Source organism: Streptomyces sp. Ru72, from assembly GCF_002920635.1.
Classification (GTDB): domain Bacteria; phylum Actinomycetota; class Actinomycetes; order Streptomycetales; family Streptomycetaceae; genus Streptomyces.
The window spans coordinates 1-13234 of record NZ_PQSR01000077.1; the positions used below are offsets into that span (position 1 = coordinate 1).

7 protein-coding genes are annotated in these 13234 nt (G+C 70.7%); 5 read left to right on the forward strand and 2 right to left on the reverse strand.

Annotation, left to right across the window (positions count from 1 at the left end):
- On the reverse strand, nt 1–1101 hold a 1101-nt coding region (locus tag C3488_RS28250), incomplete at its 3' end, for a beta-galactosidase (protein WP_258053711.1).
- On the reverse strand, nt 1098–1958 hold the full coding sequence (locus tag C3488_RS28255) for a substrate-binding domain-containing protein (RefSeq protein ID WP_103843752.1): 861 nt from the start codon (nt 1956–1958) through the stop codon (nt 1098–1100). The genes C3488_RS28250 and C3488_RS28255, both read right to left, overlap by 4 nt.
- A gap of 369 nt (nt 1959–2327) precedes the next feature.
- On the opposite strand from C3488_RS28255, the gene C3488_RS28260 reads away from it, so the two are divergent.
- From C3488_RS28260 to C3488_RS28280, 5 genes are all read left to right on the forward strand, one after another.
- Nucleotides 2328–5210: a glycoside hydrolase family 3 protein gene (locus C3488_RS28260; protein WP_103843753.1), complete on the forward strand. Its 2883-nt coding sequence runs from the start codon at nt 2328–2330 to the stop codon at nt 5208–5210.
- Nucleotides 5211–5230: 20 nt separating this feature from the next.
- Nucleotides 5231–5812, forward strand: a complete 582-nt coding sequence (locus tag C3488_RS28265) for a family 1 glycosylhydrolase (RefSeq protein WP_103843754.1) — start codon at nt 5231–5233, stop codon at nt 5810–5812.
- Complete coding sequence (yicI, locus tag C3488_RS28270) at nt 5809–8091, forward strand: alpha-xylosidase (protein ID WP_103843755.1); 2283 nt, start codon at nt 5809–5811, stop codon at nt 8089–8091. Before C3488_RS28265 ends, yicI begins: the two co-directional genes overlap by 4 nt.
- A 180-nt stretch (nt 8092–8271) precedes the next feature.
- Nucleotides 8272–10272, forward strand: a complete 2001-nt coding sequence (locus tag C3488_RS28275; protein ID WP_103843756.1) for a TIM-barrel domain-containing protein — start codon at nt 8272–8274, stop codon at nt 10270–10272.
- A 268-nt stretch (nt 10273–10540) separates the two neighbouring features.
- Nucleotides 10541–13231 (forward strand): RICIN domain-containing protein, encoded by a 2691-nt coding sequence (locus C3488_RS28280; RefSeq protein ID WP_103843757.1) that lies wholly within the window; start codon nt 10541–10543, stop codon nt 13229–13231.
- The last annotated feature ends 3 nt before the right edge of the window (nt 13232–13234 follow it).

Here is a 13234-nt window from a genome sequence, read left to right on the forward strand (position 1 = left end):
TGTCCGGCCCCGTGTGCGGGACCATCGCCGAGTGCCACGTCTCGGCGCCGGCCCGGGACTGCCGCACTGGAAGACAAGGCCCCTCGAACCGCGCGCGATGTGCCCGAGGGTGTGGCGCAGGATGTCCCCGGGCTCCTTGGCGAGGACCCGGTCGCGGTCGTAGACGGTACTGGTGCCCTGTTCCATCAGCAGCCAGGGGCGTCCGCCGCCCAGGGAGCGGGCGCGGTCGGCGTGGAAGGCGGCGTCGGCGGCGGCGTCCAGACCGGGTGAGCCGGGGTACTGGTCGGACGTGACGACGTCGAGTTCGCGGGCCATGGCCCACAGGTCGATGTTCTGGTAGCCGGGGAGCATCAGGTTGGTCGTCACCGGCCGGTCGCTGTGCGCGCGGATCGCGTCGCGCTGCTCGCGGTAGGCGGCGATGATCTCGTCGGACCAGAAGCGGCGGAAGTCCAGTGCCTGGCCGGGGTTCTTGTGCCACTGCGTCGCGCGCGGCGGCAGCACCTGTTCCCAGGAGGTGTAGCGCTGGCTCCAGAACGCCGTTCCCCACGCCTCGTTGAGGGCGTCCAGCGAGCCGTGGCGGGCGCGCAGCCACACCCGGAAGGCGGCGGCGGTGTGGTCGCAGTAGCAGAGCGTGCCGTACTCGTTGTGGACGTGCCACAGGGCGACGGCGGGGTGGTCGCCGTAGCGTCCGGCCAGGGCGGAGGCGATGCGGCGGGCCGCGCTGCGGTAGGCGGGCGCGGTGAGGCAGTAGGTGTCGCGGCTGCCGTGGGTGAGGCGGGTGCCGTCCGGGGTGACCGGCAGCGCGTCGGGATGGGCCAGGGTGAACCAGGGCGGCGGGGAGGCCGTCGGGGTGGCGAGGTCGACGGCCACGCCGTTCGCGTGGAGGCGGTCGATGTGGGCGTCGAGCCAGGCGAAGTCGTAGCGGCCCTCCTCCGGTTCCAGCAGGGCCCAGGAGAAGACGCCTACGGTGGCCAGGTTGACCCTGGCCCGGCGCATGAGTTCGTCGTCCTCCTTCCACACCGGCTCGTCCCACTGCTCGGGGTTGTAGTCGCCGCCGAAGGCGAGGCCGCCCAGGCGGTCGGTCAGGCTGCGGGTGGTCATGACTGGTCCTTGGAAAGAAGGGACTCGGCAACTGCTGGGCGACGACTCCGACGTACCGTCAGAGCTGCGGGAGAAGGAGACGTTCGTCCACCGGCTGCTCCACCCCGCATCACGGCGCCGAGCCGGCTCATCGACTGCTCGACCGCCACACGGCCGAGTTCCTGTGCAGGTCCGCGGACGGCGGTGAGCGCGAGCGCGTGCTGCCCGGCCGGCTGCTCCGGGCAGAGGCCGACCACCGAGGCGCCCTCGGGGGCCGACCCCCCGTCCGCGCCCAGCCGGTTGAGCAGCGGGCCGATCACTTCCTCGTTCTGCACCACGAACCCGGTGGTCTCGGGCCGGTCGGCGAGCACGCGGGCCGGTGTCCCGGCGGTACCGTCGTACGTGCCGTCGCACGCACGCTGCAGGAAGCTCGTACCGCGCTGCCCGGAGCGCTCACCGAAGCCCGCCGGGGTGCCTTCGGTGCGTCCGGCGAGCCGCTCGGGGACGCCGGGCCCGTAGCCGACGAAGGCGACGTCCCGGTGGCCGAGATCGGCGAGGTGGTCCACGCACAGCGCACGGGCGGCCGCGAAGTCGTGGTCGACGCAGGACAGTCCACTGGGGTCGTCGGGCAGGCCGACGCGCATGGCCTGCGTGCCCTCGGCCCGCAGCGCCGGGATGCGCTGGTCGTCCAGCTCGAGGTCCGAGCGGCGGCCCGCCGGCGTGCGGGCGCCGGCGCCGGGGTGGTGGCCTGGGGCCGCCGCGGAACGGTGGACGCCACGCCGGGTCTCCTCGGAGATCGTGCGCTTGCCGTCGAGCTCGTGGCTGGCCGTGCTGGACGAGACGCGTGCGCATCCGGCCACGTCGGCGATGGTCACCATGGTGGCGTGTCCGTGTCCTTCCTGACGGTGGTGGGGGAGCGGCTCCGCTCCAGCAGCGGGGGATGGGCGGGCGGAGCCGCTCCCGGTCAAAGGGCGGGGTTGCAGGCGGGCGACCGGTTCACCCCTTGGCCGCGCTGCGTTCGCGGAGCCCGGTTCGACTCGTTACTCAAGGCGACGGCCCTTCCCCTCCGGATCGTCGAAGCGCTTCACCTGGTCCGGCGGGGAACGTTAATGACACGTTTCTTGCAAAACAAGAGGGCAGGCGTCATCGAAAATTTCTTTTGGTCTAGTCGTTGACAGCCTGCGGCTGCAGTGGGAGCGTCGAAGCGCTTCGACAGCCCGTCACCAGCCTGCTTAGGGGTCTTCCTCGTGGGTTCTTCGTCCCTGCCTGCCGCCAGGCTCCCGTTCCGCGACCCGGTACTGCCCATCGACAAGCGCGTCGACGACCTGCTCGGGCGGCTCACGCTCGACGAGCGGATCGCGCTGCTGCACCAGTACGCACCGGCCGTCGAGCGCCTCGGCATCGCCTCGTTCCGCACCGGCACGGAGGCGCTGCACGGCGTGTCCTGGCTCGGCGAGGCGACGGTCTTCCCGCAGGCCGTGGGACTCGGCGCGACCTGGGACGAGGGCCTGGTCCACCAGGTCGCCGAGGCCGTCTCCGTCGAGCTGCGCGCTTTCCACTACCACCGCCCGACGGCGAACGGCATCGGCACCAACAGCCTCCAGGCGTGGGCCCCCGTGGTGAACCTGCTGCGCGACCCGCGCTGGGGCCGCAACGAGGAGGGCTACTCCGAGGACCCGGTACACACGGCACGGCTGGGCACGGCCTACTGCGCGGGTCTGGCCGGCGGCCATCCCACCTACCTGCGCGCGGCCGCGGTGCTCAAGCACTTCCTCGCCTACAACAACGAGGACGACCGCTGCGTCACCTCCTCCGGCCTGCGCCCGCGCGTCCTGCAGGAGTACGACCTGGCCGCCTTCCGGCCCGTCGTCGCCTCGGGCGCGGCCACCGGCGCGATGGCCGCGTACAACCTGGTCAACGGCCGCCCCTGTCACGTCAGCCCGCTCATCGAGACCGAACTGCGCAGCTGGGCCCTACCGACCGGACACGAGCTGTTCGTCGTCAGCGACGCCGAGGCGCCGTCCAACCTGGTCGACCCGGAGCACTACTTCGACGACCACGCCGCGGGCCACGCCGCGGCGCTGAAGGCCGGCATCGACAGTTTCACCGACCAGAACGAGGACAGCGCGACCGTGATCGGCCGGCTGCGCGAGGCTCTGGAGCGCGGCCTGATCGACGAGGCGGACATCGACCGCGCGGTACGGCGCCAGCTGCAACTGCGCTTCCGGCTCGGGGAGTTCGACCCCGACCTCGATCCGTACACCGGCATCGGCCCGGAGGTGATCGACTGCGCCGAGCACCGCGCCCTCGCCCTGCGCGCCGCGACCGAATCGGTGGTGCTGCTCAAGAACGACGGCCTGCTGCCCCTCGACGCGGACCGCACACCGCGGGTCGCCGTCATCGGCCCGCTCGCCGACACCCTGTACGAGGACTGGTACAGCGGCACCCTGCCCTACGAGGTCGGCATCGCCTCCGGGCTGCGCGCGGCGCTCGGGGACGACGGCGGCGACGTCGTCACCGTGGAGGGCGCCGACCGGATCGCGCTGCGTTCCCGAACCACGGGCGACCCACTGGGCGGGACCGCGTTCGCCGTCTCCGAGTGGGGAAACGGCGCCCTGACCCTGCGCGACACCGCGACCGGCCGCTACCTCACGCGCAAGGACGACGACTCGCTCGTCGCGGACCGGGAGGTCATCAAGACCTGGTTCATCAACGAAACCTTCTTCCTGGAGCCCGATCCGGCCGGCGACGCCGACACCGTGCTCCTGCGCAACGCCTTCACGGGCCGCTACGCGGTCGTCGATCCCGCCGACGGCCGGGTCCGCGTCACCGCCGAAACCCCGCAGGCCGCCGAACGCTGGCAGCGCGAGCTGCTGCGGGACGGCGCGGCCGAGGCCCGGGCCGCCGCAGAGGCGGCCGACGTGGCGATCGTCGTCCTCGGCAACCACCCGCTCATCAACGGCCGCGAGACCGAGGACCGTACGGGCATCGCACTGCCCCAGACCCAGGAGGCGCTGCTGCGCGCGGTCGCCGCGGTCCGCCCGGAGACGGCGCTCGTCGTCATGAGCAGCTACCCCTACGCCCTCGACTGGGCCGATGAGCACCTGCCCGCCGTGGTGTGGACGTCCCACGGCGGGCAGGAGACAGGCCGGGCACTGGCCGCCGTACTGCTCGGCGAGGCCGACCCCGCGGGCCGGCTGCCGCAGACCTGGTACCGGGGCGACGACGAGCTCCCGCACCCGCTCGACTACGACGTCATCAAGGCGGGCTGGACCTACCAGTACCACCGCACGGCATCCCTGTACCCGTTCGGCCACGGCCTGTCGTACACCGACTTCGCCCACGAGGACCTGCGGCTGTCCACGGCGACGGTGGCGCAGGACGGCACGCTCGACGTCACGGTGACGCTCTCCAACACCGGAACGCGGTCCGGAAGCGAGGTGGTCCAGCTCTACGTCCGCGCCCTGGACGCCCGCTACGAGGCGCCCCGGCTGAAGCTCGCCGACTTCCGCAAGGTACGGCTCGAAGCAGGCGAGAGCCGGGAGCTGGTCTTCCGCCTCGCCGCCGAACAGCTCGCTCACTGGGACGTCGCCACAGGGGCCTTCACCGTGGACCCCGGTGCCTACGAGGTCCTCGTCGCCCGTTCCGCGGAACACGTCACCCTGACCGCCCCGCTGACGGTGACCGGCGCGGCCCCCGAACCCCGGGCGGTCGTCGACCGGCGCACCCTGGCCGTCGACTTCGACGACTACACGGACGTCACCCTCGTCGACGCCACCCGCACCGCCGGCGACGCGGTCACCCCGGCCGATCCCGCGCGTCCCGCGACCCTGCTGTTCCGCTCCGTCGACCTGTCCCGTGCCGCCCGCTTCGAGGCCGAGGTGGCGCGCGAGGTCACCGGCCCGGGCGAGGCACGCCTCGAGGTCCGGGCCGGCGACCGGCTGCTGACGGAGATCGCCGTACCGGTCACGGGCAGCCGCTACACGTGGACCACGGTAGCCGCCGGCACCGCAGCCCCCGGCAGCGGTGTCCAGGACCTGCGGCTGACCCTGCACGGTGCCTTCCGCCTCGCCGCCTTCCGCTTCGGTTCGCCCGCCGACGACCCGCACGGCGAGCCCGGAGCCGTCTGACAGAGCCAGGACCGAACCACATGACCAACCCCCCCATCCCGGTGCCCTCCGCCGGCTTCCGCTTCGGCGCCGCCGGCGCCGCCCACCGGATCAAGGGTGCCCACGACGAGGACGCCCGCGGCCCCTCCTTCCGGGACACCTTCAGCCACAGCCCGGGCCGCACGGTCGCCGGAGCCACCGGCGACACGGCCGCCGACCACCACCACCGACACGGCGAGGACATCGCCCTGGTGATCGGCACCCCGCCGGACTTCGCCGGCCTGAACCACTACCGGCCCAGCCTCGTCACCGCCGCTCCGCACCGGGCACCCGATGCGGAGCAGGGCACCGCGGTGGACATCGGCGTGGCCGAAGTGGACCCGTACGGCACCCGGCACACCACCATGGGCCGGCCCGTCGTCCCGTCCGGGCTCACCGAGTTGCTTCTCCACCTCCACGCCCGCTGCCCGCAGCCGCCCTCGGTCCGGATCACCGAGGACGACGCCGCCGACGCCGGCACCGTCGCAGCCGACGACACCCTGACCCGAACCCCGAAGGACAGCTACCGCTGGTACCGGGACCTGATGAGCGCACACCGTGCCGTGAGGAAGGACGCCCGATGAAGTTCACGGACGGTTACTGGCTGATGCGCCCGGGCTGCACCCCGCGCTTCGCCGCCGAGGTCGCGGACGTCCGCGCCGGCGCCAACCGGATGACTCTCCACGCCCCCGTGAAGCACGTCGCCCGCCGCGGCGGCACCCTCAACAGCCCGCTGCTGACGGTGGAGTGCTGGTCCCCTGCCGAGGGCGTGATCGGCGTGCGCACCACCCACCACGCCGGATCGGCGCGCAGCGGACCCGAGTTCGCGCTGCCGGGCGCCGGCGAGGGCGTGGGGAAGGTCAGCCGAAACGGCACGCTGCTGGAACTCACCTCCGGCGAACTGACCCTGCGCGTCGACAGCTCCCAGCCGTGGCGGCTGGAGTTCACCGCGGACGGGCGCGTGCTGACCGCCGCGGGCGAGCGGGGAACCGGGTTCGTCACCGACGCCGAGGGCCGCCATCACATGGTGGCGCAACTCTCGCTCGGAGTCGGTGAGTCGGTGTACGGCCTGGGCGAGCGGTTCACTCCGTTCGTCAAGAACGGCCAGACGGTGGACATCTGGCAGGCCGATGGCGGCACGAGCAGTGAACAGGCCTACAAGAACATCCCGTTCCATCTGACCAACCGGGGCTACGGCGTCTTCGTCAACCACCCGGGCAAGGTCAGCTACGAGGTCGGTTCGGAGTCGGTCGGCCAGGTCCAGTTCAGCGTCGAGGACCAGTCGCTGGAGTACTTCGTCGTGTACGGCCCCACCCCGAAGCAGGTCCTGGAGCGCTACACCGCGCTCACCGGCCGTCCGGCGCTGCCCCCTGCCTGGGCGCTGGGCCTGTGGCTGACCACGTCCTTCACCACCGACTACGACGAGGCCACCGTCAACCGGTTCATCGACGGCATGGCCGAGCGCGGCATCCCACTGAGCGTCTTCCACTTCGACTGCTTCTGGATGCGCGCCTACCAGTGGTGCGATTTCGACTGGGACTCCGACACCTTCCCCGACCCGGCGGGCATGCTGGCCCGGCTCAAGGAACGGGGCCTGCGGATCTCCGCCTGGATCAACCCGTACATCGCCCAGAAGTCCCCCCTGTTCGAGGAGGGCATGCGCGAGGGCCACCTGGTGCGCCGACCGGACGGCACCGTGTGGCAGTGGGACCTGTGGCAGGCCGGCATGGCTCTGGTGGACTTCACCAACCCGGCCGCCCGCGACTGGTACACCGGCAAGCTGCGCACTCTGCTCGCCCAGGGCGTGGACTGCTTCAAGACCGACTTCGGCGAGCGCATCCCCACGGACGTCGTCTGGCACGACGGCTCCGACCCGGAGCGGATGCACAACTACTACACCCACCTCTACAACCAAGCTGTCTTCGAGCTGCTGCGCGAGGAGCGCGGCGAGGGAGAGGCGCTGCTCTTCGCCCGCTCGGCCACCGCCGGCGGCCAGCAGTACCCCGTGCACTGGGGCGGGGACTGCGACTCCCACTTCGGCGCCATGGCCGAGTCGCTGCGCGGCGGACTCTCCCTCGGCCTGTCCGGCTTCGGCTTCTGGAGCCACGACATCGGCGGCTTCGAGGGCACCCCCACCCCCACCGTCTTCAAGCGCTGGGTGCAGTTCGGCCTGCTCTCCTCGCACAGCCGCCTGCACGGCAGCAACTCGTACCGCGTCCCGTGGGACTACGGCGAGGAAGCGGTCGAGGTCACCCGCGAGTTCACCCTCCTCAAGCACCGCCTCGCCCCCTACCTGCAGCGCGCCGCCCAGCAGGCGCACACCACCGGCATCCCCGTGATGCGCGCCATGCTGCTGGAGTTCCCCGACGACCCCACGGCGGCCCTGCTCGACCGGCAGTACATGCTCGGCGACGACCTGCTCGTCGCACCGGTCCTCACCGACGACGGCACGGTCGAGTACTACGTGCCCGAGGGAACCTGGACCAACATCCTGACCGGCGCCCGGGTCACCGGCCCTCGCTGGGTGCGTGAGCAGCACGACTTCCACACCCTGCCACTGCTGGCCCGCCCGGACTCCGTCATCCCACTGGCGGCCGACGACCAGCACCCGGTCTCCGCCTGGGCCGAGGGCGTCGAACTGCGGGTGCACTCGTTCGTCGACGGCGCCGAGCGCACGGTCGTGATCCCGAGTACCGACGGCCCCGGCGAGACGGCCCGCTTCCGCGTGCGCCGCGAGGGCGGCCGGCTCCACGTGAGGACCGACAGCCCGCATCCCTGGCAGCTGCGCATCGGCGGCCCGGACGGCACCGTGCACAGCAGCACCGCGGGGCTCGCGGTGACCGACTTCCCCTTCGAGGACTGACGTCCTGCCCCTCCAGCCGTGGTTCGTTCCGTGGACCGGCGCAGCGCCCGCGTCCGCCCTCGACCGGCCCGCCACGGTCCTCGCCGTCGAGTTCGACGGTGGACCCGACCTCTCCCGAGGCACCGACCACGCGTAGGCCCCACCGCCATCGCCACCCGCACCGGAAGGAACCGTACGCCCATGTACCAGCAGGTCGAGGCAGGGATCGAGCGCCGCACCCAGGGGGAGGTGCTGCGCGTCGAACCCTGGGGCCCGCACGCGGTCCGGGTACGCGCGGCTGCCGACACCATCGACGACGAGCGGAGCTGGGCGCTCGACCTGCCGGTGCGGGACGAGGGCGAGGCCGACGTGCACGTCCGCGAGGACGGTACAGCCCGCCTGGTCAACGGACGCATCACCGTGGAGGCCGACGCGGCCGGGCGACTGCGGTTCCTGCGTACGGGGGAGGGGCACGAGGCCCGCGAACTGCTGGCCGAGAAGCGGCCTTGCCACGGATACCCAGGCCCCCGCGTCCACACCCCGCGCGGCGACGGCACCTACACCGCCGAGCAGTTCTTCGAGGGTTACGACGGCGAGCGCATCCACGGCCTGGGTCAGCAGCCGCACGGCGGCCTGGACCACAAGGGCCGCGTCATCGACCTCGTCCAGCGCAACACCGTCGTCACGATCCCGTTCCTGCACTCCTCCCGCGGCTACGGACTGCTGTGGAACAACCCCGCCACGGGCCGCGTCGAACTCGCCGCGGACGCCACCCGCTGGGTCGCCGAGCAGACCCGCCAGATCGACTACTGGATCGTCGCGGGCGACACCCCCGCCGAGATCATGGCCGCCTACGCCGACGCCACCGGCCACCCGCCCCTGCTGCCCGACTGGGCGAGCGGCTTCTGGCAGTCCAAGCTGCGCTACCGCACCCAGGACGAACTCCTCGCCGTCGCCCGCGAGCACCACCGCCGCGGCCTGCCGCTGTCGGTCATCGTCTGCGACTTCTTCCACTGGACCCGAATGGGTGACTGGTCGTTCGACCCGGAGGACTGGCCCGACCCCGCCGCCATGACCAAGGAGCTGGACTCCCTCGGCGTACGGCTCGTGGTGTCCGTCTGGCCCACCCTGCAGGACGACAGCGCCAACCACGATGCCCTGCGCGCCTGCGGCGGCCTGGTCCGCGACAGCCACGGCGGCCTTCTGCGCCACCACTGGCCGGCGCGCGGCGGTGACCAGCGCTACCTGCCGATGGCGTACTACGACGCGACGCACCCCCGTGCCCGGCGACTGCTGTGGGAGCAACTCCGCGCCAACTACCTGCAGTCGGGCGTCGCCGCCTTCTGGCTCGACTCCTGCGAACCCGACCTGCCGCCGAGCCTCGCGCCGCGAGCCGTCTACCACGCCGGCCCGGGCCCCCAGGTCGGCAACGCATACGGTGGCGAGCACGCCCGCGCCGTCGCCGAAGGACTGCGCGCAACCGGCGACGACCGGCCGCTGAGCCTGATCCGCTCGGTCTGGGCCGGCAGCCAGCGCCACGGAGTCGCGCTGTGGTCCGGGGACATCCTCCCCACCTTCGACTCCCTGGCCGCCCAGGTCCGCGCGGGCCTGAACGTCGCCCTGAGCGGCATCCCCTGGTGGCACACCGACATCGGCGGCTTCCTGGGCGGCAACCCGGACGACCCGGCGTACCGGGAACTGCTCATCCGCTGGTTCCAGTACGGCACCTTCAGCCCTGTCATGCGCCTGCACGGGGACCGCGAGCCGAACCAGCCCTTCAGCGCGCGGATGAGCGGCGGCCCCAACGAGGTCTGGTCGTACGGCGAGCAGGCCTACCCGATCCTGCGCGACCACCTCCTCCTGCGCGAACGCCTGCGCCCCTACCTCCACGAACTCGCCGAGACCGCACACGGCACCGGCGCCCCGCCCATGCGCCCGCTGTTCTTCGACTTCCCCGACGACGAGACCGCCTGGGACGTCGAGGACCAGTACATGCTCGGCCCCGACCTTCTCGTCGCTCCGGTGATCGAGGCGGGCGCTCGCGAGCGTACCGTCCACCTGCCGCACGGGGCCCGTTGGATCGACACCGCGACCGGGACGGAACACGAGGGCGGCAGGACGCTGACCGTCGCCGCGCCCCTGGAGCGCATACCCGTCTTCGTCCGCGCCGGGTCACGTCTCACCGGAACTCAGGTGTATTGATGTGTGCGCTGACGAAGACGACTCCGGGAGGCAAATGAGTACGACTCATACAGGGAACCTGTTGAACCTGGCCGGGTTGCTGCTGTTGCAGTGCGATGGGTGGGCGACGCTCCGGTCCCGGAGAACCGGGCTCGTTTTCCATCATCCTGAAACAGTGCTCTTGTTGCTTCACGGAAAAGATCCACCGCTGGCGTCTTGACGCCACCGTCCCTCTGCCTCGATAAATACAACTCATGGAACAGCGGGGCTCCATGAAGGGACGCCATATATGAGACCCCTACGCATCGGCGCGGGGACGGTCGGGGCGCTAGCAGCGGCCACCGTCGTCTTCGCGGCCGTACTGCCCGCTCAACCCGCCTACGCGGCCACCACGAACTTCTACGTCGACCCTGTCAACGGCAGTGACAGCAACTCGGGAACCAGCACCGCCACAGCGTTCAAGACCATCCAGGCCGCCCAGGCCGCGGTGCGGGCCGTCAACGCGAACATGTCCGACGACATCGTCGTGAACCTGCGCGGAGGCACCTATCCCCTCACCACCCCGATCACCTTCGGCACCAGCGACTCGGGCACGAACGGCCACACGGTCGTCTACCAGGCGTACAACGGCGAGACGCCCGTGATCACCGGCGGCAAGGCGATCACCGGCTGGACCGCGGCCGCGGGCGGCGAGTACAAGGCGCCGGTCGGCACCCTCGACTTCCGGCAGATGTACGTCAACGGGGTCCGCGCCACCCGGGCCCGCTACCCCGACATCGGCTCGGACTTCCAGCTGCAGGGCAGCGACAAGACCAACAAGCTGCTGAAGGTGCTCAGTTCCCAGGTCTCCAACTGGAACCATCTGAGCCAGGTCGAGATGATGCTGGAGACGCAGTGGGGCGAGAGCTACCTGCGGCTGAAGTCGATCAGCTCCGCCAACGGCACCGCCGATGTGTCGATCCAGGACCACGAGGCGGGCATCCTGTTCCCGCGCCCCTTCCCGATCCTGTCCAACGGCTCTCCCCTGCACTTCGAGAACGCCCACGAGTTCCTCAACGAACCGGGCGAGTTCTACGTCGACACCGCGGCGCAGACCGTCTACTACAAGCCCCGCCCCGGCGAGGACATGTCCACGGCCAGCGTGCAGGCGCCGACGCTGCAGACGCTCTTCGACATCAAGGGCACGAACCTCGACAGTCCCGCCCACGACCTGCGCTTCTCCGGACTCACCTTCACCCAGACCACCTGGATGGAGGCGACGAACAACGGCTACCTCAACGGCCAGGGCGGCAACTACAACCTGTCGGCCGACACCTCCAACAACCAGTACGTCGGCCGTCCGCCGGGCGGGGTCCAGGCGTCGTACGCCGACCGTCTCTCCTTCACCGGCAACACCTTCACACAGATGGGCGCCACCGCCCTGGACCTGCACCACGGCGTGCACGACAGCACCGTGACCGGCAACGTCATCTACGACACCGCGGGCAACGGAATCACGGTCGGCAAGTTCTCCGACCCGACCGTGGAGTTCCACACCATCTACAACCCGCCGACCTCCCCGGCCGGTGAGGACGCCCGGGAGGTGGTCAAGAACGTCACCGTCAAGAACAACCTGATCACCCGGATCGGTGAGGACTACCTGGGCACCGCGGGCATCAACGCGGGCTTCGTCAACAGCACCACCATCGACCACAACGACATCTCCGACGCTCCGTGGGCCGGCATATCGCTGGGCTGGGGCTGGCAGTCGGCGGCCAACGCCGAGGGCAACAACAGCGTCAGCTACAACCGGATCGGCAACGTGATGAACCGGCTGTGCGACTCCGCCGGTATCTACCACCTCTCGAACGACCCGGGCACGGTCTTCAACGGCAACTACGTCCACGACGTGGTGCGGATGCCGGCCGCCTGCACGTCCGCGGTCAGCGGCATATACCTGGACGAGGGGTCGAACAACATGACCCTGTCGAACAACGTGCTGTCGCGCACCGACGGATTCATCAACCAGAACCGCAACGGCTCCAACGTCACGCTCACCAACAACACCACGTCCGGCGACTCGGTGATCAAGGCCTCCGGTCTGGAGCCCGCCTACCAGGGGCTGGCGGCGAAGCTCAACCTCGCCTACAACAAGCCGGCGTCCGCCTCCTCGGTGTACGGCTCAGCGTGGGTGGCGGCCAAGGCCAACGACAACAACGGCTCGACCGGCTGGTCGCCGACCGGCAGCGACACCTCGGCCTGGTGGCAGGTCGATCTCGGGCAGGCCTACCAGCTCGGACAGTTCTCCCTGACGACCCGGCAGGACCTGGACCAGTCCGAGACCCGCGGCAACTTCGAGGTCCGGGCCTCCAACGACCCGTCCTTCGGCACCTACACCGTCGTGGGACGTCAGACGAGCACCCTGCCGCTCGCCTCGACGCTCACGGGCAACATCGACGTCCGCCAGAAGTTCCGCTACGTACGGGTCGCCAAGACCGACGGCGGGTACTTCTTCATCGCGGACTTCAGTGTGCAGCAGGCCGGCGGGGCGCTGGAGGACGCGACCGGTACGCCGAACACCAACCCGTCGACGTACTACACGATCAAGAACGTCAACAGCGGGCAGCTGATGGACGTGTACCAGAACTCCACCGCCGACGGCGCGAGCGTCATCCAGTGGCCGAGCACCGGTGGCGCCAACCAGCAGTGGAACATCGTCCCGGTCAGCGGTCAGCTCTTCAAGATCGTGAACCGCAACAGCGGCAAGGTCCTCGACATGAACAACTCCAGTCACCGGAGGGGGACCGCGCTGCAGCAGTACACCTACAACGGCGGCAGCAACCAGCTGTGGTACTTCGAGCCGGTCAGCGGTGGGTACGTCATCCGCAACTTCGAGAGCCGGCAGGTCCTGGAGGTCGGTGGCGGATCGACGGCGAACGGAGCCGCCATCAGTCAGTGGATGCCCCTGAACCAGTCCAACCAGGCCTGGACGATCCAGTGACCG